22 protein-coding genes are annotated in these 23,167 nt (G+C 46.9%); 5 read left to right on the top strand and 17 right to left on the bottom strand.

The genetic code is table 11. The features are described from left to right. Positions 1-13: 13 nt before the first annotated feature. The 3 genes from EHO60_RS03680 to EHO60_RS03690 all read right to left on the bottom strand — a co-directional run bounded on the left by EHO60_RS03680 (position 14) and on the right by EHO60_RS03690 (position 4,924). Complete coding sequence (locus EHO60_RS03680) at positions 14-1,537, bottom strand: exonuclease (RefSeq protein ID WP_246028125.1); 1,524 nt, start codon at positions 1,535-1,537, stop codon at positions 14-16. 225 nt (positions 1,538-1,762) lie between these two features. Next, positions 1,763-4,039 (bottom strand): caspase family protein, encoded by a 2,277-nt coding sequence (locus EHO60_RS03685; protein ID WP_135766831.1) that lies wholly within the window; start codon positions 4,037-4,039, stop codon positions 1,763-1,765. Positions 4,040-4,063: 24 nt separating this feature from the next. Beyond that, entirely contained in the window at positions 4,064-4,924 is an 861-nt protein-coding gene (locus tag EHO60_RS03690) for a prohibitin family protein (protein WP_135766832.1), read from the bottom strand. A 293-nt stretch (positions 4,925-5,217) separates the two neighbouring features. Here EHO60_RS03690 and EHO60_RS03695 point away from each other — a divergent pair, with 293 nt between their 5' ends. Then, positions 5,218-6,207, top strand: coding sequence for an aldo/keto reductase (locus tag EHO60_RS03695; RefSeq protein WP_135767933.1), 990 nt, complete (start codon positions 5,218-5,220; stop codon positions 6,205-6,207). On the opposite strand, the gene EHO60_RS03700 is transcribed toward EHO60_RS03695, so the two are convergent. The 3 genes from EHO60_RS03700 to EHO60_RS03710 form a co-directional block, all read right to left on the bottom strand. Beyond that, a complete protein-coding gene (locus tag EHO60_RS03700) occupies positions 6,204-6,944 on the bottom strand; it encodes a DUF4136 domain-containing protein (RefSeq protein ID WP_135766833.1) in 741 nt (246 codons plus the stop codon). The genes EHO60_RS03695 and EHO60_RS03700 overlap by 4 nt on opposite strands. A 108-nt stretch (positions 6,945-7,052) precedes the next feature. Continuing rightward, positions 7,053-7,850 (bottom strand): hypothetical protein, encoded by a 798-nt coding sequence (locus EHO60_RS03705; RefSeq protein ID WP_135766834.1) that lies wholly within the window; start codon positions 7,848-7,850, stop codon positions 7,053-7,055. Further along, positions 7,847-9,187: an amidohydrolase family protein gene (locus EHO60_RS03710; RefSeq protein WP_135766835.1), complete on the bottom strand. Its 1,341-nt coding sequence runs from the start codon at positions 9,185-9,187 to the stop codon at positions 7,847-7,849. Before EHO60_RS03710 ends, EHO60_RS03705 begins: the two co-directional genes overlap by 4 nt. 98 nt (positions 9,188-9,285) lie before the next feature. Here EHO60_RS03710 and EHO60_RS03715 point away from each other — a divergent pair, with 98 nt between their 5' ends. Both EHO60_RS03715 and gmd read left to right on the top strand, forming a co-directional pair. Next, positions 9,286-10,650 (top strand): MATE family efflux transporter, encoded by a 1,365-nt coding sequence (locus EHO60_RS03715; RefSeq protein WP_135766836.1) that lies wholly within the window; start codon positions 9,286-9,288, stop codon positions 10,648-10,650. 43 nt (positions 10,651-10,693) lie between these two features. After that, positions 10,694-11,716, top strand: a complete 1,023-nt coding sequence (gene gmd, locus EHO60_RS03720; RefSeq protein ID WP_135766837.1) for a GDP-mannose 4,6-dehydratase — start codon at positions 10,694-10,696, stop codon at positions 11,714-11,716. 23 nt (positions 11,717-11,739) lie between these two features. Here gmd and EHO60_RS03725 read toward each other — a convergent pair whose 3' ends face one another. The 4 genes from EHO60_RS03725 to EHO60_RS03740 form a co-directional block, all read right to left on the bottom strand. Then, on the bottom strand, positions 11,740-12,366 hold the full coding sequence (locus tag EHO60_RS03725; RefSeq protein ID WP_135766838.1) for a DNA-3-methyladenine glycosylase family protein: 627 nt from the start codon (positions 12,364-12,366) through the stop codon (positions 11,740-11,742). 2 nt (positions 12,367-12,368) lie between these two features. Continuing rightward, positions 12,369-13,589: a Crp/Fnr family transcriptional regulator gene (locus EHO60_RS03730; RefSeq protein ID WP_135766839.1), complete on the bottom strand. Its 1,221-nt coding sequence runs from the start codon at positions 13,587-13,589 to the stop codon at positions 12,369-12,371. A 98-nt stretch (positions 13,590-13,687) separates the two neighbouring features. Further along, positions 13,688-14,227 carry a tetratricopeptide repeat protein gene (locus EHO60_RS03735; protein WP_135766840.1) on the bottom strand — a complete coding sequence of 180 codons (540 nt, stop codon included), beginning with the start codon at positions 14,225-14,227 and terminating at the stop codon, positions 13,688-13,690. 64 nt (positions 14,228-14,291) lie between these two features. Beyond that, complete coding sequence (locus tag EHO60_RS03740) at positions 14,292-14,576, bottom strand: LIC10235 family protein (RefSeq protein ID WP_010415576.1); 285 nt, start codon at positions 14,574-14,576, stop codon at positions 14,292-14,294. A gap of 614 nt (positions 14,577-15,190) precedes the next feature. Here EHO60_RS03740 and EHO60_RS03745 point away from each other — a divergent pair. Further along, positions 15,191-15,805 (top strand): hypothetical protein, encoded by a 615-nt coding sequence (locus EHO60_RS03745; protein ID WP_135766841.1) that lies wholly within the window; start codon positions 15,191-15,193, stop codon positions 15,803-15,805. On the opposite strand, the gene EHO60_RS03750 is transcribed toward EHO60_RS03745, so the two are convergent. From EHO60_RS03750 to EHO60_RS03775, 6 genes are all read right to left on the bottom strand, one after another. Continuing rightward, the gene (locus EHO60_RS03750; protein ID WP_135766842.1) at positions 15,798-16,562 is read right to left on the bottom strand and encodes a glycerophosphodiester phosphodiesterase family protein; all 765 of its coding nucleotides are present in this window, start codon (positions 16,560-16,562) and stop codon (positions 15,798-15,800) included. The genes EHO60_RS03745 and EHO60_RS03750 overlap by 8 nt on opposite strands. Further along, entirely contained in the window at positions 16,563-17,159 is a 597-nt protein-coding gene (locus tag EHO60_RS03755; protein ID WP_167880150.1) for a hypothetical protein, read from the bottom strand. A gap of 319 nt (positions 17,160-17,478) precedes the next feature. Continuing rightward, positions 17,479-17,862 (bottom strand): phasin-related domain-containing protein, encoded by a 384-nt coding sequence (locus tag EHO60_RS03760; RefSeq protein WP_135766844.1) that lies wholly within the window; start codon positions 17,860-17,862, stop codon positions 17,479-17,481. A gap of 141 nt (positions 17,863-18,003) precedes the next feature. Then, positions 18,004-18,747 carry a PPK2 family polyphosphate kinase gene (locus tag EHO60_RS03765; RefSeq protein WP_135766845.1) on the bottom strand — a complete coding sequence of 248 codons (744 nt, stop codon included), beginning with the start codon at positions 18,745-18,747 and terminating at the stop codon, positions 18,004-18,006. Between the two features lie 53 nt (positions 18,748-18,800). Then, positions 18,801-19,820: a DUF2804 domain-containing protein gene (locus tag EHO60_RS03770; protein WP_167880151.1), complete on the bottom strand. Its 1,020-nt coding sequence runs from the start codon at positions 19,818-19,820 to the stop codon at positions 18,801-18,803. 77 nt (positions 19,821-19,897) lie between these two features. Beyond that, positions 19,898-21,325: an aminotransferase-like domain-containing protein gene (locus tag EHO60_RS03775; RefSeq protein ID WP_135766846.1), complete on the bottom strand. Its 1,428-nt coding sequence runs from the start codon at positions 21,323-21,325 to the stop codon at positions 19,898-19,900. A gap of 60 nt (positions 21,326-21,385) precedes the next feature. On the opposite strand from EHO60_RS03775, the gene EHO60_RS03780 reads away from it, so the two are divergent. Then, positions 21,386-22,639, top strand: a complete 1,254-nt coding sequence (locus EHO60_RS03780; protein WP_135766847.1) for an aminotransferase-like domain-containing protein — start codon at positions 21,386-21,388, stop codon at positions 22,637-22,639. 63 nt (positions 22,640-22,702) lie between these two features. Here the strand turns inward: EHO60_RS03780 and EHO60_RS03785 are convergent, their stop codons facing one another. After that, on the bottom strand, positions 22,703-23,080 hold the full coding sequence (locus EHO60_RS03785) for a phasin-related domain-containing protein (protein ID WP_135766848.1): 378 nt from the start codon (positions 23,078-23,080) through the stop codon (positions 22,703-22,705). Positions 23,081-23,167 lie beyond the last annotated feature (87 nt).

Raw genomic sequence — 23,167 nt, forward strand, 5'->3', positions numbered from 1 at the left:
GGCTTTTGATGATTTAAAGGACCTTCAAGAAATCGGTCCTTAAAATTTCGTATTTTCTCCTAAGATTATTTTCCTCTTCCAACTTACGATCCAGTTGTTCGTAATCCAGAACGGAAAGTACGTGAAGCGCTTCGGAAAATAGGGATTCCCTGAACCCCATAAAGAAAGCCATTCTATAAAGCCACGAAACCTTTGCGCCGAGACAACCGATCACGGCGCCGCAGAACGTATCCCGGAAACTCTCCTTATTGAACCACAGCGCCAGTCGATTTCGTTTAGAATAAATCGTTAAAAGAAAAGAAATCGCTGTCTCCGACTGGAATGAATATTTGTCCTCCAGTTGGCCAAGAATACTCAGAACTGTCGCCTCCGAGTTCGGACAGATACAAAGGCAAGGTCCTTTCTCCCCAAAATAGACCGTACTCAAAAATCTATCGTCTCTTTCCAGGTTCTTGGCCAATTTGGAAACGGTAAACGCTTCTCCTTCCAGTCTTAAAAATCGCGCCATGGACGGTTCGGCATCGGGAAGAGTTTCCATCAAACCTCTTTCGATCCGGCGATTTTCCGTCTCTATCCTGTAACTTCTAGCGGAGAGAGCTTTTTCTCCGATTGCGGCAATCAAGGAAAGTAAATCTCCGTCCAAAGAGATTCCTAACCTTTGTGAGAATTTCTTCCATTCGCCGACGAGCATCTGATCACGGACAAGAACCGGATTTTCGATCAACTCATCGTACAAGACGTCCAGGAAATTTTCCCGAAAGGATCTGATTTCGGTCTCCAAAGCGGGAATGGAATTCGTTAATTTAGGAAGCAATTGGTACCGATATGTGTTCCTTGCTTTTTTATAAAGCGCCTCCGCTTCGGCTTCGGGAACATAAACGTATCCGAAGTTCTTCGTCGGGAGTACAAAGCCTTCCTCCCTCAAAAAAGCGTCGATCTGTTCCTCGGCTTCGGGCAAGGCCTCTTCGCGCAACAGTTCGAGGACTCGGATCCTTTCCAGGTAACCGATCAGAATCTCTTTCGAAGATCTCTTTTGATCCGACCACTTACCCTCGATAACGTCATCGAGAAGAATTTCCAATTTCCTCGCCCTGCTCGTCTGACTTTCGATCGTATAATTGCGGACCGCCCAAGCGGATCTTCTGTGAATTTCGAGGATGAGATTCTTGAAGGCTTCCCGATCCCGGGTATTTTCCCCCTTAGCGGAAACCAAATGGAGTACGATTTCCCCATCCCTCTTTTCTTTGCGATACTTGATCCTGGGAACGAGAACGATCAATCCTTCTTTGACCAAAGTCTCCACTCTGGAATACATCTTTCGATCCCAGTCCACCTCGGCATTCAGTGTCGGCAGCTTACCGTCGGAAAGACCTTCCGGGCGGGAATTGATCCGAGACATGGTCAAAAGGCTTTCGGTATCCGTATCGAAGTACGACCTTGGACCGGAGTGGATTTTCAACTCGGTTCGAAGATGCGGGTGATGGTAAACGATCGCATCCTCTTTGAGCGCGGGTTCGGCTGTCTCGACTTTCATCATTAGGTGCCTCTTGTATACCCGTCTTCATTTAACACCATTTTTGCCGCGTTCGCTGCAAAAATTCCGATTCTTTTCCTCTTTTTTACGGTTTTTACGAAAACGAATAGCCGAAAAGGATTAGTTTAGAATTTTATAAACTAATTATTTCCATGAAAGGGACATAGAAAACGGCCGTAGATTACGAATGCCGAAATAAAATTTTCAGAGTCGAATTCCTCTAAAGATTCACTTGATCGTGGCGATCGGAAAATCCTGACCGTGTTGCGCGGTGTACGGATATTGTTCCCGTTTAAAATAATCCTTCGCGATTTCGGGAACACGCCTATTAATGTAAGGAATCAATTCCCCGACCGAAACCGTTTTTGATTTCCCCGCTTTTCCTTCCAAAGCTTCCAAAATGCTAGTGGTTAAAAGTCCATGTCCTGTCAAAGTGGATTCCCACGCGTATTGTTTCTTTAAGGAAGCCGCTACGACCCAGACACCTGCGGTTTTGGCGAAAATTCCCAATGCTGCCTGATCCTCGGAACCGCCTCTCATGGTAACCAACCAATCTCCTCCGGATTGACAGGTATCGATGATTACGAATTTTTTCGTGGCTTCTATCCTAGAAACCAGCTTGACCAATTCCTGTTGGGACAAGCCCGACTGAATGATCTGAATATTGTTCCCTGGATTTTCCTGAGGCAAAAAGTAATACGTACGATCCTCCGATAATCCATGCCCCGCGATATAAATCAGCGCCACATCTTCCGGCTTAGCCTTTTCGGACGCCGAATGGAACGCACGCTCTATACCTTCGCGACTAGCGTCGGAGTCGAAAGCCTCATAAACGTAGGTGTTCGAAAAGAGATCTCCCGCCCTTTCTCTCACCGCGTCCCGAATCGCCTTCGCGTCTGCAACCGCGTATTTTAGATTCAGATCCGGATTTTTGTATCGGTCAATTCCGATCGTCACGATATGCAATGCCGGCCTAGCACCCGCGCCGAATTTCTTATCGGAATCTATACTCACGTTCCTGGAAAACGACGCCATCCCGAGCCGGCTTTTCGCTACGGCCTGGAACGTATTTGCACCGCCGATGAGAGGTGCGACGACTCTTCTAACGACGCATTTTCCCTCCGATCTGATCTGGATGCCTCGCATTTTTTCCGGATCGATCAGGGCTCCGTTATGGTACAACAAAACTTCCTTGATTCCGCCTCCGGTGTCGCAGGATTTGATTTCCAGATCGATCTTCTGCTCCTTTGTTTTGGGCATATCGGCTATCGCGAGAGAAACGCTAGGAGCCGGCGACTCCTTATACAGTTCCACTATATTCTTTTGCGGTTTTGTCTCATTAACTTCGCTTAATAATTCGGAATAAAGGTTCGGCGTGTAGAGTTTGTCGAAAAACTGGTCAATATTGACCACCTGGCCGGAGATCTTATCTTCGAATTCGATGGAATCCACGGAATGAGAATCGTCGTATTCAAAACGCCCGTCTTCGGTAAAGACTACCTTTCCACGCTCCGTCAAGATCACGTTCCCTAATCGTTTCCCTTTTAAGTTCCAAAAACTATGAGAACCGTCCGTGCTCGAAGTGATCAGAATCTCGCCTTTGTGAAGAAATTTTACGTCCGTTAAATCCTCAGTATGCCCTTCCAGTACGGAAACAAGATGACCCGATAGGTTCCAGATCCTAGCAGTCCTATCCTGGCTGGCTGTAGCGATCCATTTCCCGTTCGGAGCGAAAGCGATTCCCGAAATCGAGGAAGTATGCCCCAGAAAATCCTGCAATTTTTCCCCTTTAAAATTCCAAAGAATCGCCTTATTGTCCAGACCTCCCGATACGAAAGTTTCCCCGCTAGGCGAAATTGCAACGGTGGAAACCGAAGCGCTATGACCTTCCATTTCCCTCAATAATTTCCCTTTTACCTGCCAGATGGAGATCTTCCCGTCGTCCGAACCCGCTATCAGAAATTTTCCATCCTTGGAAGCGTCGATGGAAGTGATCGCATCGGTATGGAACACATACCTATAAACCAATTTGCCGGAAAGATCCCACTGATAAATCTTTCCGTCATCGGAAGCGGTGTAAAAACTCTTTCCGTCCGGTGAGAACAGAACGACTTGCGTCCATCCTTCACTGCTATGAGTGGCAAGGAGTTTCTTCCCGCTTCTATCCCAAAGAATAGCGGTATCTCCGTCCCCCTTTGTCAGAATCTTATCTCCCTGCGGAGACAAGGAAACGGAGGTAACAGGACTGGTATTTTCCGAAAGCGTTACGAAGGTGCGATTGTTCAGACTCCATATTCGAGCGGTCTTGTCCTCGCATCCGGAGACGAACGTATTTCCGTCCGCGGATACGGAAATGCTGAGCACTCCGGAAGATCGAGCGATCTTCGGAATGAAAGTCTCCTCCGAAGCGGCACTTCCCTGAGTACGGACCGGAGAGGACGTTCCTAAAGCCAGTAGGAAGATCGTCAGTATTTTCTGAGAGGTGTTTCGGACCGAGATTTTCATCTTCCCTTCTTCCTGCGTTTCATTCTAATCCTGTTTTCCGGGTTCCGGCCTTCCTCCGAGTTGCGGATTGATAATGACCGGCAAAGAGTCTTTGCCTAACGGATAATAGATGATCTTGTTGTTCGGATTTTCCAAGGCTTTGAATTGGATGTATTTGGTCGTCAGTTTACTATTGATCATCTCTTGGGCTTCCGCTGCGGCTTTCGCTTTGATGACATTCGATTTGGCCTCAGCTTCTGCTTCGATGATCCTGATTTCGGCCTCGCGCTTCGCCTTCATCCTTTCCATCTCGTTGTCCTTCTGGGTGATACGAATCTGGAACTTCATCGCCTCCAACTGCTGTTCTTTAGTCAGTTTTTCCTCGATCGCCTGAAAGATCTTCTGACTGTAATTAATATCGCTGAGAACCACGTCGTCGACTTCCACATGCTTTCCTTGGATCCGGCGCATCACTTCGGTCTTGATCTCCTTTTCTATATCGGGAGTTTTTTTCGAGATCTGGATCATCGGATAGCTCGTCATTACGTTGCGGATGCAGGTACGAAATTCGGGCTGAACCACCATATTATAAAAGTCCCTGCCTATCTTCGTTTGCAGTTCGTATATCTCTTCCACGATGGGCTTGATTATGATGGTCGCAACGACTTCGATCCTGAGATCGTCCCTCGTGATGACTTCCACTTTTTCGGTATGGGATTGGAGTTGAACGGGATATTCTATGATCCTTTCGAAGAAACCGATCGGAAAATAAAAGCCTGGCGGTAAGGACTTCTTATCCAATTCCTTATTGATCGAATCGAATCTCAGTCCGACGTGACCGAGAGGAACGGTCGCCGAGCAACTTGCGAGAAAAAAGAACAAAATGAACCGAGCTTTCTTCGCCATTCTATAATACTCTCCGAAGCGATGTCTCCGAACACGGAATTAGACGGAGCTCCCGAAAGTGTTTCCGATCCGGCGCGAATCTGACTATAATTCCTATTTTTCGGAGTGACAATCTATTTTCCCTTTCGACCCGGTTTACTAGAATTCCTTTCCCGGAAGTTCCTGACTTTCGGGCATAGCCTAAAAATTCTTGCGAAAGAACCGGCTCTTCCCATTCTTTCAGTGAGGAAAAATTTCGGAATCGATTCCGAAGGAGGCTTGGATTGAAAAAAAGAAGGCTCGGCAAAAGCGGGATGGTCGTTTCGGAGATCTGTATGGGAACCATGACTTTCGGATCCAGTTGTGACGAAAAGGAAGCGATACGAATTTTGGACCGCGCCTTCGATGCGGACATCGATTTTTACGATACCGCCGAAGTTTATCCGGTCCCGCCGGAAGCGAAATACGTCCATGAAACCGAAAAAATTTTCGGGAAATGGCTGAAGACCAAAAAAAGGGAATCCGTAATAATCGCCACAAAAGTTTGCGGACCCGGCCATGGCTGGTTTTCCCCTCCGGTGCGCGAAGGAAAAACCGCTCTCGACCGAAGGAGCATTAAAACCGCGATCGAAGGGAGTCTTACCAGACTCGGAACGGATTATGTGGATCTATACCAAACCCATTGGCCGGATCACGATTTCGGATACGAGGAAACCTTGGCGGCGCTTACGGATTTGATCGACGAGGGAAAAATCAGATATATCGGTAGCAGTAACGAAACCGCCTGGGGAACCATGAAAAATCTTTCCGTATCGGAGAAATACGGATATGCACGCTACGAATCCATTCAAAATAACTTCAGCATCCTGAACCGTCGTTTCGAGGACGCGTTATCCGATATATGCAGGAGGGAAAACGTAAGTCTATTGCCGTATTCCCCTTTGGCCGGCGGAGTCCTGACGGGAAAATACAATTCTCCCAATCCCCCGGAGAATGCGCGTTTTACCAGATATGCCAAGCTTTCGACGGAACGCCAAAAGAAAATGGCCAATCGGTTTTTAAACGAAGGGACTCTCGCTTCCGTGGAGGAATTGTCCAAAATCGCCGCCGAGTTCGGCGTAAGCGTCGCCGTTCTTTCGGTTGCCTGGTCCAAACAACACGATTACGTCGCATCCACGATTATCGGAGCGAATACGGTCGAACAGTTGGAGGAAAATCTGAAAGCCTCCGATTTGATTCTGCCGGAGGAAATATTAAAAAAAATTGATGCTGTATCCAGGAAAATACCGTATCCGATGGGCTAATCTTCGAATCCCACTTCGTATTCGGATACGGTTTCCATTTTCTGACCGTTAAAATCGGGAAAGGATTTAAAGAAACTTGCGATCAGATACGGAACCACGTCGAACAGATAACCGGAATGGCCCTCTCCCTCAATGCTCGCCTCTAGGAGCACATTAAAAGGTTTTCCCCGATAGGATCGGCCGTCGTAGATCGTCATCTTAAAGATGATATCGTAATTGCTGACGTTGCCGGCTCTTCCGGGCAAAGACCTTCGGTAGGCTCCGTAGCCGCTGCCCATATAATAACCGTAACCGCCCCCGTATCCGGAATAACCTCCGATTCCTCCTACACCGCCGGCTAACCCGCCCAAGAACGGAATTCCGAAGTACCCGTTGACAGTGTCTCCGTCGGAATGGTATCGAATTCCCCGTTTCGTAAACCAGCCGCCGCTTGCTCCCACGGGAAGCGAATTCGGGATCACGGTCCCTCTAGGAAACGTCAAGATATCGTAGGAAACCAAAAGATCGGCGCGATTGGCATCCAACTCTTTAAATCCCTTTTCGATGAACTTCGTTCGGATCAGATCCTCGTGCTCGGCGATCTGAACCTTGCTCGCTTCTCCCGCAAAAGGCAAAAAGGCGAAGGTTTTTCCGAACAAAGTCATCCGGTGGGACTGGCTCACTTCCACTCCCGATTTTACCATTAGAGGTGAACAAAACAGATGGAAAATGACAAGGACCGCAACCGAGAATTTCATCGTTCGACCTTCTTTCTTAGACGAATGAGACCGGCATCTATGCTCTTCCGGGTCCAAAAGTTTTTATATAACACAATGTGATTCTAAACAAAACGTTTCAGAAGAAGACTAAAAGCTGGCTCTCAAAATTTCCATCTCCAACCGATTTTCCGAATTTCTAGTAAACTGTCCCAACCCGGGAAAAGTTCCTGGAAAAATGGACTCCGAAAGACGGTCCGGAACGGTCGGATTCGGAATCGGACTTTCCGGTTGGTTTTCTTTTTTCATTTTGTCGTACTCGTTCAAATCGTCCCACGCATTCGCAAAAGCCAGGCCCGCTGCCAAAAAGGCGACAATCCAACCGCCTGCGAGAGTCTTTTGGTAACCTGGTTTAAAAAAACTTAAAGCACCGTAGGAAGCTCCGGCAGCCACCGGCAAAGTCATGAAAAAGATGATGGAAAATCTTCGCAGCCTGGTCTCCGTATAAGGCTCGGGTTCCTTTCCGAAATTTTTCAGTTTTTTCTTATTATCTTGGGCTTGGGATTGCTGCCTTTGAAACGCTTCCACATTTACTTCACCCGTTACCGGGTTAAAAAGTCCGTCGTCCTGCCTGTCTTGGCTCGGATTCGTCGTCCTTCGGGTCCCTTGCGCTCCTTGAGTCGCGGGAAGAGTGCTTTGAAAAGGGACCTGTGCATTTCTCGGATTTACGAGTTGCGGTTTATCGAATTTGGGAGGAAGCGCGTATTCCTGGAATCCATCGGGAGATTTTTCATCCCGGAAGTTCCGCAGGTTATAATCGTAAGGATCCGAAAAATCACTCTGGACTTGGGGGAATATCGTCTGAAAGGAAAAGAGAAGTAGAACACAAATCGCCGGAATCTTGTAAGGAAACGAAAACCGGACATTGCATTTTTTTGGAATATTCATGATTTCTGATCCGATAATGATTCCGGAACTTCCCTTCCGGATAATATTTCGGACGTATACCGAAAGGAATCCTTCCGGATTTTCTCCAGCAGACCTTCCGAGAGCCCTAAATTTTTCGCCTTTTCGTACTCCGCACGGATGTCGGTCCCGAAAATTCCGGGATCGTCCGTCGAAATGGTAAGTTTGATTTCCTTCTGCGCGAATCTTGTCAAAGGATGATGGGACAAATCATGAACCATACCGATATACTCGTTCGAACTCGGACAGGATTCGACCACGGACGATGTCTTGGAAATCCTATCCATACAATAGTTTTGAAAGGCGCGAATTTCCGACAAGGAGGTTTCCGTTATCGGAATTTCGATCGAGCTTTTATGTCGGATCGAATCCAATTCAGCGTTGATTCTATCTTTGGCAGGAATTTCGCCGAAACGAGAGATTTCTTCCCATCTTTCACATAAAAGTTCTAGAGTATCCTTTCTTTCCGATACCGTTTCCCGGAATGTTTCCCCTCTATATGCTTCCGGATCCAAGCCTAATGCAATCGCATGTCCTAGGCGATGCGCGCCCCATTCCGCCGATTCCAAAACCCATCTACAAGCGGAGACCAGACTCTTGTCCTGGAAAGATTCGCCTACGTGATAAAGGATGCTAAGAGCGGAAGACCTCTGCGCGGTGTTGTCCCTATTGACAATTTCGAAGAACTCCCTCTTTTCCTTGGGAGGAAACCCTTCTTCTATATAACAAAAATCTAAACCTACTAGATACTTTCTGACAAGAGCCTCTTTTTCCATGATGCTTTTTAGAAGCTCGTACTCGCGATAAAAATCTCCGTCCCTATGCAAAGAAACCACGAGCCTGGATTTTACTCGACCGGAAAGCTCCGACTCCGCGCGGGCAAAACCTTCGCAAGCCGCGACCGTCTTTGCCGTAACGTTCACGTCCGATTCGTTCGGAGCGTACATGATTCTATATTCTCCGTAGGTCACTCCTTCCGAGAATTGGTCCGCAGTGATCCTTTCGGCGATGAATCGAATCTCTTCCGGATCGAATTTGGAAAGGGCGATGATCAAATTGAACTTCGCCTGAAATTCGGAAAATGGACCTTTGTGGTTGAATAGATACAATTTTCGGAACGTTTCGGGATCTCGGTACGTCTCGAAAAAAGAGGAAGATTCGATTCTTTTCCCGTACAGAGTCTCGTAAGGACGGAGAAAAATCTCCCAACGAGGGTTCGGATTGGTCCGTCCCATCTCCCAAAGCAACTCTGGGCGAATGCTTCCGTAGAGATGGTTGTGCAAATCCGCGAATTCCGTTTCCTTGTTCGGGATCGTCATAGGGTTAAGGCCAAATTAGCCGTTCCAACGGGGGAAGAAACCGTTTTTCGCGGAAAAAGTGCTGGTTGCACGGTCCGATCCGACAAAGCTGGAGACCGTTGGGCACCTTTTTAAAAAAGATACGCAGAAATTATAGATTCAGCAGATTCAATTCCTCCATTATTTCCTTAGCGATTCCGGTAGTACTGGCAATGGTCAGTCAAACCGTTGTTTGGTCCACCGATTCCATCATGGTGGGTTACTTAGGTAAGGAAGCTTTAGCGGCGATCGGGATGGGAGGAGTCACGTATTATACTCTAATCGCATTTCTCATCGGGTTCTCCATGGGAATTCAAATCATCGTTGCAAGACGATTCGGAGAAGGACGCCCGCAGGAAATCGGGAAAATCGGAGTTACGACTCTCTACTTTTCTTCCGTTTTAGGCGTGGCGATCACGGCTTTAGGAATCGGTATCGCCGGACCTCTCATGGATCTGATGGGCGCGGACAAAGGAGTGGTTCTGCTAGGCGAGAGTTACTTAACGTACAGATTTATAGGAAGCGGGTTTTATTTCATCAGTTTCTGTTTCAGAGGGTTTTTGGACGGGCTCGGATTTACCATGGCGGGATTCGTCTCCATGGCGGTTACGACTCTCTCCAACATTCTATTCAACTGGATTCTAATATACGGGAATTGGGGTGCTCCAGCGATGGGGATGGCCGGGGCAGGACTCGCTTCCTCTCTCGCCGGCTTGGCTGGGCTATGCGTTTTTCCTTTCTTCCTTTTCAAGCACGGGGCCGAAACTTACTTCCGTGGGATTTCCTTCCTTCCCAGTCGAGCGCATTTATTCGAAATTCTTCGGACGGGAATTCCACCCGGATTGGAGGAAGGGTTCGTGAACATAGCGTTCATGATATTCGTGAAATTCCAAGGCATGATTTCGATCCTTTCCGTTGCCGCCTCGAACATCCTATTTTCGACCTTGAGCATGGCTTTTCTTCCCGGATACGCTTTCGGAGTCGCCGCGACCACTTTGTTGGGGCAGGCCATGGGCGCTAAAAAATTCAAGTTGGCGTACCACGCGGCGTTTCGATCCGCCTTCTTTTCGGCACACATGATGGGTTTGGTGGGAATCGCATTCATCGTCTTCGGCCGGAACATCCTGAAAGTATACACCCAAGACCAGCAACTCATAGACGAATGCTACCCGGCTCTCGTCCTTCTCGGAGTCATCCAGGTCGGAGATGCGTATCATATGGTCATCGGAGCAGCGCTCCGGGGAGCGGGACTACAGATCCGGGTCTTCCGGATCTATATGCTACTCACGTATCTAGTTATGTTACCTTGCGCCTATCTCTTCGGGATTTATCTGAAAGGAGGGACTCTTGGGATCTGGGCCGCTATATTCGTCTGGATCGCAACCCTCTCCGCTACCTTTGTGATCGAATTCCGGAGGAAAAAATGGGTCGGAGGAACGGTTTAAACGTTCTTGCCTGGAAAACAAAATCGGTTTTTTTGGTCCCAGGATGAAAAAGGCGCTGATTACCGGAATCACCGGACAAGACGGATCTTACTTAACGGAACTTCTTCTGGGCAAGGACTACGAAGTGCATGGAATCGTGCGTCGATCCAGCTCGCTGAACCGAGACCGCATCGAGCATTTGCGGGGAAATCAGAGACTTTTTTTGCATTATGGAGACTTGACGGATTCCAGTAACTTAAATCGGGTTTTGGAAAAAGTACAGCCGGATGAAATCTATAATCTAGCCGCGCAATCGCATGTCGGAGTCTCCTTCGAGGTCCCGGAATATACCGCCGAAGTGGATGCGGTGGGAACATTACGAATCCTGGATGCAATCAAACAAACCGGAGTCAAATCCAGATTTTACCAAGCATCTACGTCCGAGTTGTACGGAAAAGTCCAAGCGATTCCCCAGGACGAAAAGACTCCTTTTTATCCCCGTTCCCCTTATGCCGTCGCGAAATTATACGCTTATTGGGCGGTGGTCAATTACAGGGAAGCGTTCGGATTGCACGCTTCGAACGGAATCCTATTCAATCACGAATCACCGAGAAGGGGAGAAGGATTCGTCACCAGAAAAATCACTTTAGGTGTGGCGGGCTTACTTTCCGGAAAAAGCGGTCCGATCCACTTGGGAAATCTGGACGCCAAACGGGATTGGGGCTACGCTCCGGATTATGTGGAAATGATGTGGATGATGCTACAGCAACCCGAGCCGGACGATTACGTTGTCGCAACGAACGAAATGCATACCGTCCGTGAATTCGTGGAAGAATCTTTCCGTCACTTGAATATCCAAGTGGAATGGAAAGGATCCGGAGACCAGGAAAAAGGATATGATAAAAAGGACGGAAAGCTGCTCGTACAGGTGGATCCGAATTTCTATCGCCCTGCGGAAGTCGAGCTGTTGATCGGAAATCCCGAAAAAGCGAAAAAGAAACTAGGCTGGCAACCTAAAGTGAAATTCAAAGAACTCGTGGAAATCATGATCAAGTCGGATTGCAAAGCTGCCGGCATAGGAATCTAAAGAACGGAAGTTCCGAAAAAAAATCACCAACCTTCTCCGCCGTCCGCATCCTTCCATAAGTACCAGGAAAAGATCGTGCGATAAGGGGAAAATTTCTCCGCAAACGTAAGTATTTCTTTTTTGGAATCCCGGTGGATTCCGTAATGCTTTTCGATCGATTTTCGTAAGATCAGATCGTTCAGGGAAAAATGGTCCCAGCGATCTAATGCGAACATGAGAACCATCTCTGCGGTCCAGGGCCCTACTCCTTTGAAGTTGCAAAGGGCTTCCAACACTTCGACATCGTTTAAATTTTTCAACTTACGATCGGAAATATTTCCTTCCTCGTAAGCTAGGGCGATCCTCTTGATTGTCTCGGCCTTTGCGAGAGATAATCCGGCGGATCGTAATTTTTTCAGACTCGCCGTCCTCAATTCGGTCGGTTTTGGGAATTTTTTTCCGGAACCGAAGGATCCGATCACTCTCGCCTCCATTGTAGAGGCGGCTTTTAGAGACAATTGCTGGCCGATCACGGACTTTAGCAAAACATGATACGGAGAACCCATGGGTTTTAAACCGCAGGGTCCGACTTTTCCGATCAACCTACGCATAATCGGATCCCGCCGGGAAAGCCATTTTTCCGCTTCTCGGAGTTTGATCTCCCGCTCCATGCTTAGGCTCTTTTTTTGAGTTTCATATCCATTTGGGATTTTTTACGGAAGACTTGGACGAGTTTTTCCAGCTCCACCAAATCCGTGCAGGAAAGTTTTCCTTGGTCGAGTTTGATGAACTTATTCTTCGAAATCAGATCCAAAACCAGATTTTCGTCCTTGGGATAGGATAGACCCACCATTTTCAGCAAGTCCTTCGTTCCGATTTCGAAATTATAATTCGCTTTCGGAATCACTTTGACTCTGTTTTTTTCCGCCAGAGTCAAAAGGGTATCCGCGATCCTTCCTTGCGGATCCGTGATCAAAAGGTTCGCCAATTGTTTATAAGCCGTCCAGATCCGTTCCGACAAAAGAGTGATCAGTCTCGTAGCCAATTGAGGCTGGGCCTTGACCATCCCTTCGAAGTTCGCCTTATTGATCGCGAGTAGTTGGATCTCCTCGCCCCAGGCGATAGCGGAAGCGGATCTAGGTTTATTGTCGAGCAACGCCATCTCTCCGAAAATGTCCCCGCTTTGCAGGACCGCCAAAAGAACTTCGTTCGAGTCCACGATCTTAGTGATCTTCACACGACCATGCTGGATGATATATAATTCCCGCCCAGGCTCGTGCTCGCAAAAGATCATCTCGTTATCGGAATAGGATCTATTAAACTTATTGTAATCGACGGGAGGAGAAGCCATGGGCTGATTCATGGTTTGCAGTTTCAGCTTGGCTTGAGTCGCGAATTGACCGCTGGGAAGATATTGCAGATATTTTTGAAAGGCGTACGCGGCGTGGAGATTGTTTTTTTGGCTGAAATAATATTCGCCGATCGAGAACAATTGGTTCGGATCCTCCTCTACGGCCGAACGAAACGAAAGACGAGTGATCGTCGAGTCGAACTGACGAAGCTTCATGGAAAAATACCGGATGATCTTCATGGCCACCGGAGTATTTTTCTGGATCAGAGTGCCGAACTGATCGTAACTCACTTGGATCAAAGACACGTCTGTCAGCGCGATCGCCGACTCGATTTGGGCATGCTGGCTCATCGCAGCCACGACCCCGAAAAAATCTCCGGGGCCTAAAAGCTGGTTCGGATCCTCACCTACTACTTGGTTTTCCCTAGCGACCCGGACCTTTCCTTGCCGAATGATAAAGAAGTTATGGGCTTCTTTCTTGCCTTCGACAATGACATAGGACCCTTTCGGGAAATTCACGATTTGAAAGAAGCCGTTGGACATACCTTACCAGTGATTAAAAAATTCCGCCGCCGGAGTTCAACTATAAACTAGTATCGGCTTTTTACGGGGGAATTAGGACCGAAAACCGGCCCGAAAGGCTATTTTTCCCTGCAGGACTCCGCATCCGAGGAAGGCTCCTCGTCCGAAAGGGCGTCCAATCCGGAAAACTCCAAAGCCGCCTTTTCCGCAACCGTTCTCGAATACGATTGTCTGCAAATCGAGGCAAAAACTTCCTTTGCCCGGTCGGTTTCCCCCATCTTAGCGAGTAGACGGCCCGCCTCCAAGTAAGACTCCAGTCCGGACTCGGCGGTTGGTTCCATTTTGTAGAGGTTTAAGCTCACTTCCAGGGCCTTTTCCGGTCTATCCAGCTTTAAAAAACAATTTCGAAGCAAAAGTAAAGCGTCCGTTCTTTTGGTATTCCCCGGATACAAAACCAAAAAACTCCGGAGCCGCTCTACTGATTGGTAATATTTACGATCTTTAAAGGATTCTTCCGCAATTCGAAAGAGAAGGTCCGCTTCCGAATTAGGGCCCGGTTTATCGGATTGAGCAAAAACGGAAAAGGAAAACGTTACGGAAACGAGAGTCGAAAGAAGAAAGGTCTGAATGCAATTTTTGAAATAAAATCCGGAAAACAAGGAAACCCGTCCGAGACTTCTGAAATCTCTTTATGATTATCAGCCGTTTTCCGGATTTTATGAATCACTTTTTTTTATCTATTTTTTTCCGGTGGAATTCACAGAGGCGATATAGCCTGCCGGTAGAAGGATTTTTCTTCGCGACTTTGGTTCCGCAAACGATGCAAAGCCCTTCTTTCCTCCGTCTTTGGTAAAGGAGTTGGACCCTCTCCGCTCCCGAAAGGTTATATTTGCTAACCTGAATCCGGAATCCTTTATATAGGTAGTTTCCGATCGCTTCGACTGCTTGGGTTTTTACCCCTGCGACGATTTTTTCAAGATCGTCGTTGGTAACTTTCTTTGGCTTCATAAACGTTAACTGACGTAACAACAGTCGCATTCTTACAAAACCAGTAAAGTGTTTTTAATTTTTCGCATAACGCAGAGTTATTTTTTTAATAAAGTTTTTTCCAATGCTCGAAATGTTAATCGACCTCCCTTCGTCGCCAAACACGCTCAATGTCGACTAACGAATCCGGATTAAGGGAATCTTAACAAAATGGAAAGAAGGCAACGTTAAGACGATTTTCCCATAATTGTCGCCAATTATGGAAATTTTTTTCCATAACACGTTTATATAACGGAGGACTTGTGCAAGATGCTAACGCAGAAATAGAGATTCTATGAACGCTCGTTCTATATCGTTCGTATTGATACTAACTCTCTTTTGAGAAAAAAATTTCATAAAATTAAAAAATAATGCATTATCCCGATAACGTTTACACTTTCGATACGAAAAAAACTTTAAATGAATATACTCTTTCACATCAAATTTAAAAAGAACGGAAATTGGTTTCCGCAGATCCTACGCCTTCGAAAATATATTCAAAATCCGGGAAAAAAATAATCTTTTGGGATGGATTTTAGAACGAAAACAAGTCATATAGTCGGGGAATGGAATCCGTGACCATAGGATTTTCGAATATGAACCCCTTTTTTAGAAAATTCCCTTTTCTAATACTCTTGGCGGTTTTCGCTGTTACCTCCGCGAATTCCTGCAAAAAATCCCCCAAAGAAAAAGTAAAAAGAATCCTCGCCGAAAATTCATTGTCCGAAAGCGATAAAATCCGAAAGGCCGCAACGGAATTATTCGGAGATAGGTTGAAAGAAACCGAAGTCGTACCCGTGTTCGGTTCGAGCCCCACCAAATACGAAGTATATTTGGGTTTTGGCGGAACATCTGCGTTGACCTTTCTGGAATCGGATCAATACGCCGCCCGAATGAAACTGGAGCTCGCATTGCAAACGTATCGCTTTTTGCAGTCCTTAAAGGGCATTTCATTCGGCAAGTTCCGGATGAGTTTGGTGAAACCCTTTTTTATCAAGAACGGGGACAAACGAGGCGTAGAGGAATTCGAAATCTTCCGGTTTCGTGCGGACGGAGATTCGCTGCGGTCCATTCCCGGATTTGAGGAAACGGATTCCTTTGCGGCGGATCGCTACGACGCCCCCACTCCGGCCGTTCTGAATATACTTTTCAAAATCGTGGAAAAATGGCAGGTGGAATTGGACCAATTCTCCAGAGTGGAAGTTAAGTAAGAAGAGATCTCATACTGGGCGGATAGTTCGTAAAGATTCCGTCTACTCCGTTCAGTATTCCCGTTTTCAATTCTTCGATCGAATTCAAGGTATAGACGAACACTTTAAATCCTTCGCTTTGGATTTTCTCGACCACTTCCCGAGAGGCAATGGAAGAGGAAAGATTCAAACTAAACGCGTTCAGCCGAAAAGCCAATTCCAGCGCCTCTTCCCAGGCTGGCGTCTCTCCGCCGATCAAAACGCCTAATCTAGCTTCGAACGACAATTCCCGGATCCTCGCGAGAGAATCCCAACAAAAGGAAGAGAATAACGTCCGGGAAAACGCGCTCTTACTGTTCGCAAAATCCACCAAACTGTGTTCGATCGATTTCCCCTTAGGTTCCGATTCATAAGCGCTGGATTTGATCTCTATGTTCAATCCCAGATCGGATTTTAAAACGGATTCCCAAACGGACCAAAGATCCGGAACCGGTTCCTTCGCAAAATGTCGGCCCTTCCAGGAACCAGCATCCGCAGTTCGGATCAGATCGAAGGTAAAATCACGAACCGGTCCGGAAAGGTCCGTTGTCCTATCCAAAGTGTCGTCATGGATCACTACAATTTGTCGATCCAAAGAGAGAGTAACGTCCAATTCGATCCAATCCGCACCCGCCTCTATTGCCTTTCGAAAAGCGAGCATCGTATTTTCCGGATATTCTCCACTGTACCCTCTATGTGCGATCACCCAAGGAGAAGGGACGGAAAACGGCTCCGCCAATTAAAAAGCCCATCCTACAACCAGATTCAGCGCAAACATAGATCCCGGATGAGTATAACGATTTTGCAATGCATAGGTTCGGTAGATAAGATCCCCCATATTCGCCTGATGATCGGAATAGTACAGATCCGAAACCGAATAGGAAGCCCTATAGGGAAGATACCAATTCCAAATTCCCTCCCATCCCAAAAAGAAACCGCTTGTCCCTTGGTAACGCAGCCCTAAACCGAAGCCTGCATAATTCTGAGGTCCCCAATTTACTTTGTCCTTTTCGTAACGATATGTTCCGGTGAATGTCTCCCAATTCAAAATCGATTCCTCCGATTGGTGCCGCTCCCGGCCCAAATGCAAAGAAGCGAAGAAAGGTGTGTCTGTCAGATACCTCTGAACAAAAAAGGATCCGCCTTTGTAATTGGAATTATGATCGCTCAAATTTCCGTAAAAGGCGTTGGGGGACAAAAAAGGAAGGTACGCAACGTCGTTGTCGAAGCGATTCACGTAGGTATTCGTATAACCTGCGATTCCGATCGCCCATTGCGAATCCAACATCCGGGTATATTGAAAGGAAAAGAACCGATCGTAGCCGAATCCTCCCAACTGATTTTTAAATTTCTCCCGTAATTCCGCCTGACTAGGCGTCTTTGGTTTTTCGGCGGAAGATGACTGGGAATTTTTTTCCGTCTCCGCTTTATTTTCTTCGGCAACCGGGGAGTTTATTGAAGGGGTTCCGACCTCCTCCGCTCCGGAAGAAACCGACGGCAAGAGGCTGAAAAATAAAAAGAAGAATAATCCGAATATTGGAACGGAACGCCTGTTAGATTCGGGCATCCTTCTGAGAGACACCTACTTGAGAGAATTGTCAAGCAAGGTGTTCGCAGACGGGTTTCGGTCCAAACCCGATCTGCGATAAAAAAGATTAAGCTGCAGGAGTTCCTTTCGCTTTGGCGGTGCTTTTAATGGTTTCAGCAACTTCAGCAAGTTTCGCCTTTACTGCATCCAATTGTCCTTCCGGAACGCGTTTTTTGATCTCTTCGGAAATTTGGTTATATTTCTCCACGATCTTCGCTCTGGTTTCGTCGTAGTTTTTCCCTGCAACGGTGGAAACTTCCTTAATTTCGTTCAAAAGTTTATCCACGGATTCGCGGATCTTGACGGAAGCTTCGGAATTGTCCGCAGCGCCCTTTGCTACCAGTTCACCGTAGGTTTTTTCCAGCTCAACTTTCGCTTTTTCCAGACCTTCTTGTCCCGATTTCAAAAGACCGATCCCGGCGTTTAAGATATCCAAAAATTGTTTTTCCATGTTCAGAACTCCTTAGATAGAATACTTTAGTGCATCGCACAAACCATTCATAATGCGCCGCACAATTTCGGTCAATCTTGAAATGAAAAAAAATCAGAGATTTCGATTTTTTTCGTCCGAACTTGATCGGAATCAACCCTCTCAACCGGGGAAGGGAGGGTATTTTAGATCCATTTTTTCCATCTCTTCCCGGAGAATTTTGGCGATCAGGAAATCTCTGTACCACTTTTTGTCCGCGGGAACGACTCTCCAAGGAGAGACTTCGAAGGAATAATCCAATATTTCACTGTAGGCGTTTAAATGCTCCTCGTACAGGGAATGAGCGATCAAGTCGCTAGGATCGAATTTCCATTTTTTTCTGGGATCCTCTAATCGTTTCTCTATCCGAGTCGATTGTTCTTCCTTGGAAATGTGCAAAAAGAACTTTAGAACAAGCGTGTTGTTCTCTTCCGACAACAACCTCTCGAATACGGAAATCGTATCCAACCGATTTCGAATCCGTTTTTCACCGATGCTTTTTTTCACAAGAGGGACGACGATGTCTTCGTAATGAGAACGATTAAAGACCTGGATCATTCCTTTGGCGGGAACCGCCTTATAAATCCTCCAGAGGAAATCGTGACTTTGCTCCTCCTCCGTCGGAACTTTCCAAGCTGCACAAGTGCACCCCAAAGGATTCAGTACTGTAAAGAGATTCTTAACGGTTCCGTCCTTTCCGGAAGTGTCCATCCCCTGTAGGATAATTAGGATCGCCTTTTCCTTGGACGCGAACAGGCGGGTTTGCAATTCCGCGATTCTATCCAAGTGTTCGAGCCTTTCTTCTTCCGCTTTTTCCTTCTTTATATCCCCGGGTGGATCGGTGGAAATCCGTTTTAAATCAACCATTCGCTTATACTACCTTTCCGAAATACGCTGTCAAATCCGACTTCCGAAACGGATCACCATCTTGCGCGATGATCTTCCGCCCAACCGAGTCCGCCTTCGATCAAAAATTCGTTTTTCCCCACTCGGAGTACTCCTTCAAATTCCCCGGCCATCTGATGCACGGTAGAGGAGAGGATCCCCAAGTTGGAGGTGGCCCTTCTATGCAAGGAGGGCTTTAGCGTCAATTCCACTGCCTTGCTATCTTTGGTATAGATCCTCCAAGGAGATCGGTAATCTTGACGATCGAATTCGAAGACCACGTCTGAAGGAACCTTATAAATACGACCGTTGATCAAAAGAGCGTTTTCCGTAGTTCCGGTTCCGTCCGTCCAGCCTGCGCCAAGATTGACTCCGTAAACTTCCTTTTTGTTGGGACGATAAGACATCGATGCCCAATTCCATTTCGTAGAATACGGCCAGACACCGCGGCCGAAGTCGAGGACGGCAAAAGAACTCTCGTTTTCGAATTCGTAACTTTTGTCTCCGATTTTTACGCTCCCTTCTACGCCGAGTCCGAAAAGTTTATGCGTGTATTGGAATCGATTTCGACTCCAGGGAACGACCACGTTCAAAGTCTCCCAATTTTGTGGAACACCCACCTTCAATTCCGCTCGAACATACTTTCGATTTTCCTTATGAAAGTCGACAAAGATTCTGTAACTACCGTAGTCGTCGACGGAAAAGGAGAATTTACCGTTTCTTCCCTGAAACAAGGCCGTGTTGGAAACCGTCTGTCCGAGAGAACAACCGTTTCCGAAGGGAGTAATTATCGTACTCTCTTCGAACTCTCCCGTTTTTCTATCCCACCAATAACAGAAGACGACTCCGGCATAATCCAAATCGGAAACGGTAAAAGAAACGAGCAAATCCTGATCGTAAAAACACCAATAATTCCACTTTTTCTTTCTGAGCAGATGTCGGCTCAAATTACATCTGTGCAGAGGGATTTTGGACCAACCGACCGCATTCAGATTCAACTTCCCACGGGATTCGCAGAGGACGGATTGCTGATGGATTTCAGTTTCGAGATTCATACTTCCGCCGAGACAATAATTCGAGGAGTGAAATGGCCTCAATTCTTTTTAATAACGATCGTTAAATCCGGTTCCGTTCAGATCTCTCCTGCAATCCTACCTAAAGTGCGGATTGCCGAGGAAACGCTCGGCCCGAAAGGGATTCCTGCATTGATCCTAAAGTTCCTTTGATATTTTCCGGAAAGCGAAAACAAATTTCCGGGAACGAGACTGATGCGCTTTTTAACGGCGCGGATACGCAGTTCCCGGGAATCCTTGCCTTCCGGGAGTTCCACCCAAAGTAAAAATCCTCCCTTAGGAACGGAAAGCATCGTCCCTTTCGGAAAATAATCCAGAAATGCATCCGCGTAGGAAAGTATGGAGTTTCCGATATTGCGTTTCAAATTCCGGATATGTCTTTCGTATCCCAAGGATCCCAGAAAATTCGCGGCGGCAAGTTGGGGCAAACTGGGTAAGGCGATGGATTCCGCGATTCGTCTTTGCACCGCTTTGTGGATGAGTTCCGGATCACCGATCAGCCAGCCGATCCGCAATCCCGGACTGACCGTCTTGGAAAGAGAAGAAATCTGAATCACGAATTCCCGGCTTCCATCCAAGGAAAGAAGAGAAGGCGGTCTCAAACCGGGAGAATGCGACAACTCACCGTAAATATCGTCCTCCAATATCCTTACACCGTATTTAACGGAAAGACGAAGTAGATCCTTTTTGGATTCTACCGGCATAAGGCTTCCGGTCGGATTCGAAAAAGTGGGAACGGTGATGAGCAATTTCGGTTTGGACGTTTTCAACACGTATTCGTAGGATTTCAAATCCATTCCGGATGCGGGATCGGTAGGGATCTCCACTGCTTTCAATTTCAAGATACTTAATATTTGATATAAAACGAAATGCAAAGGAGACTCTACCGCCACCTGGTCTCCCGGCTTCGTCAAAAGGGATAAGCATACGAACGCAGCTTCGGAACAACCCACGGTGACGAATACCTGTTCAGGGGAGATCCTTCTTTCCTTAACGGAGGCTTGATTCGAAATTTTCCGTCTGAGTTCCAAATGTCCCTGAACGTCGGAATATTTATGTAAAAAGGGATCCCTCATCGCACTTCGATAGCAGCGTTCCAAAGATGCCAAGGGCAAAAACCGATCGTCCGGAACGGCGGCGCCGAAGGACATGAATGCCGGGTCGGCCAATTCCGCGAGGAGAGAACCCACTTCCTCCGGAACGGAAGGATTCGAAATTCGGATGGGTTTATCCACCTTGAACTTTGGAGGATTCTCCGTACGCGGAAGGGTAAAGTAACCGGAACGTTCCCGTCCCCGGATATAACCCTGCTCCTGAAGAATTCCGAAGGCTTCGACGGCTGTCGATAAATTGCATTGTTCCGAAAGACAGATCCGACGAAGGGAAGGCAATTTCGTTCCGGGAGGAAATTCTCCCGATTTTATCCTTTCCATCAAAGATCTTGCGATCCGGGAATATTTAGTCTCCCAAGAATCTGTATTGGTCATAAAATGAATTTCTGTATCTGTATGGTTCTCTCTTTTCATTATATAAATCGGATAAATCCTATGGGCAAGCCATTTATCCAACCCGCATACGTTCCGCCCGAGACGGATCGCGTTTCTCTCCGGGTATCCCGAACACCGAAGTCGGTAGTCCGGGATATTTTGAAAGTGATCGATTCGCCCGAGATACTTTCTTTCGCAGGGGGATTGCCGGATGATTCCCTATTTCCCGTCCATGATTTTGCAGAGAGCTTTGCTCAAGCGACCAAGGAAAAAGGACCGAAGTTATTTCAATACTCGGACACACAAGGACACCCGGAGCTACGAGCCTGGATTGCGGAGACATACTATGCGAATGTCTCTCCGGAGCAAATCCTGATAACGAGCGGTTCCCAACAGGCTTTGGATCTTTTGGCTCGGTATTTCATCGATGAAGGCGATCGGATCCTGATCGAAAATCCCAGCTATTTAGGCGCGATCCAATCCTTCTCCTCTTATGGACCCGAGTTTTTGGGGATAGAACACTCATCCCTGGAATCGAATCGCGATGAATGGAATAAGGAATGGGAAACTAAGGTCCGACGAAAAAGCCCTAAGTTTTTCTATTGTATTCCCGATTTTCAGAACCCATCCGGTTTTTCTTATCCTCTTTCCGTTCGACAGGACCTGGCCGATTTTTTCGCAAGACATCGGATTCCGATCATCGAAGACGTCGCCTACAGGGATCTCTATTTTACGAACTCGATCCCGCCTTCCATCCATGACTTCTGTCCCGAAAACACGTTTTCTGTAGGAACTTTTTCCAAGACACTTTCTCCCGGACTCAGAGTAGGATGGATCAAGATCCCGAAGAGAAATATACGGGATCTCGTCGTTCAAAAACAATCTATGGACCTTCACTCTCCGACGATAAACCAGGAGATCGTATTCCGTTTTTTGGAATCCGGCAAATTCGGGTCTCATATGGAAAATCTCAAAAAGCAATACTTTCAAAAAGCGCGATATACATGCGATCGATTATCGGAAGTGTTCGGAGACGAGGTCCGTTTTCGGGAGCCCAAAGGAGGATTATTCGTTTGGCTGGAATTTTCCGAAAGCTTGGATTCGAACTCGCTTTTTCGCTACGGTTTAAACGAAGGTGTAGCCGTCGTTCCAGGGGAATCGTTTTACGTGTCGGAGCCGATCGCCGGAAAAGTCAGATGGAATTTCTCTAGAGCAACGGAACAGGAAACGAAGGAAGGAGTAAGAAGATTATTCCGCGCCTGGCAACTTCTAAACTCGGATCGGAAATCGAGTCGGGAGACAAGCGAGGAATAAGGAGAGAAAAATTCTCGGCGGGAAGAATTTCCCGCCGATCCGGGAGGGTCAAACGGCTATATCTTATGCGGTTTTCTTAGCCGGAATTCCGTTTTTCACGGTTTCCGTTACTTCGCTAAGTTTTGCTTTGATAGCGTCTACTTGTTCTTGGGGAACGAGTTTTTTGGCCTCTTCTACAAGTTGGTTGTACCTTTCGAGAACCTTAACTCTGACGTCTTCGTAGCTTTTTCCAGCTGCAGTCGTCAATTCCTTAGCTTCATTAAGGAACTTGTCGACAAACTCGCGAACACGAACGGAAGACTCGGAATTGTCTGCTGCACCTTTAGCTGCCAAATCTTGGAAACTTTTGGTGAATTCTGCTTTCGCTTTTTCCAGTCCTTCTTGTCCGGTTTTAACGATACCGAGACCTGCGTTAAGGATATCTAGAATTTGTTTTTCCATTTTAATCTCTCCTGGTCACATTGTTGTGCAATGCACAATCCATCTTTAATGCGGCGCACAATTTCCGTCAACCGAAAAAAGAAAATT

The sequence above is a fragment of the Leptospira fletcheri genome (genome assembly GCF_004769195.1).
Classification (GTDB): Bacteria; Spirochaetota; Leptospiria; order Leptospirales; family Leptospiraceae; genus Leptospira_B; species Leptospira_B fletcheri.

Excerpts from the sequence above, each read along its gene's own strand:
- EHO60_RS03680 (WP_246028125.1), bottom strand. The coding sequence starts at position 1,537 with ATGATGAAAGTCGAGACAGCCGAACCCGCGCTCAAAGAGGATGCGATC.
- EHO60_RS03685 (WP_135766831.1), bottom strand. The coding sequence starts at position 4,039 with ATGAAAATCTCGGTCCGAAACACCTCTCAGAAAATACTGACGATCTTC.
- EHO60_RS03690 (WP_135766832.1), bottom strand. The coding sequence starts at position 4,924 with ATGGCGAAGAAAGCTCGGTTCATTTTGTTCTTTTTTCTCGCAAGTTGC.
- EHO60_RS03695 (WP_135767933.1), top strand. The coding sequence starts at position 5,218 with ATGGTCGTTTCGGAGATCTGTATGGGAACCATGACTTTCGGATCCAGT.
- EHO60_RS03700 (WP_135766833.1), bottom strand. The coding sequence starts at position 6,944 with ATGAAATTCTCGGTTGCGGTCCTTGTCATTTTCCATCTGTTTTGTTCA.
- EHO60_RS03705 (WP_135766834.1), bottom strand. The coding sequence starts at position 7,850 with ATGAATATTCCAAAAAAATGCAATGTCCGGTTTTCGTTTCCTTACAAG.
- EHO60_RS03710 (WP_135766835.1), bottom strand. The coding sequence starts at position 9,187 with ATGACGATCCCGAACAAGGAAACGGAATTCGCGGATTTGCACAACCAT.
- gmd (WP_135766837.1), top strand. The coding sequence starts at position 10,694 with ATGAAAAAGGCGCTGATTACCGGAATCACCGGACAAGACGGATCTTAC.
- EHO60_RS03725 (WP_135766838.1), bottom strand. The coding sequence starts at position 12,366 with ATGGAGCGGGAGATCAAACTCCGAGAAGCGGAAAAATGGCTTTCCCGG.
- EHO60_RS03730 (WP_135766839.1), bottom strand. The coding sequence starts at position 13,589 with ATGTCCAACGGCTTCTTTCAAATCGTGAATTTCCCGAAAGGGTCCTAT.
- EHO60_RS03740 (WP_010415576.1), bottom strand. The coding sequence starts at position 14,576 with ATGAAGCCAAAGAAAGTTACCAACGACGATCTTGAAAAAATCGTCGCA.
- EHO60_RS03745 (WP_135766841.1), top strand. The coding sequence starts at position 15,191 with ATGAACCCCTTTTTTAGAAAATTCCCTTTTCTAATACTCTTGGCGGTT.
- EHO60_RS03760 (WP_135766844.1), bottom strand. The coding sequence starts at position 17,862 with ATGGAAAAACAATTTTTGGATATCTTAAACGCCGGGATCGGTCTTTTG.
- EHO60_RS03765 (WP_135766845.1), bottom strand. The coding sequence starts at position 18,747 with ATGGTTGATTTAAAACGGATTTCCACCGATCCACCCGGGGATATAAAG.
- EHO60_RS03770 (WP_167880151.1), bottom strand. The coding sequence starts at position 19,820 with ATGAATCTCGAAACTGAAATCCATCAGCAATCCGTCCTCTGCGAATCC.
- EHO60_RS03775 (WP_135766846.1), bottom strand. The coding sequence starts at position 21,325 with ATGACCAATACAGATTCTTGGGAGACTAAATATTCCCGGATCGCAAGA.
- EHO60_RS03780 (WP_135766847.1), top strand. The coding sequence starts at position 21,386 with ATGGGCAAGCCATTTATCCAACCCGCATACGTTCCGCCCGAGACGGAT.
- EHO60_RS03785 (WP_135766848.1), bottom strand. The coding sequence starts at position 23,080 with ATGGAAAAACAAATTCTAGATATCCTTAACGCAGGTCTCGGTATCGTT.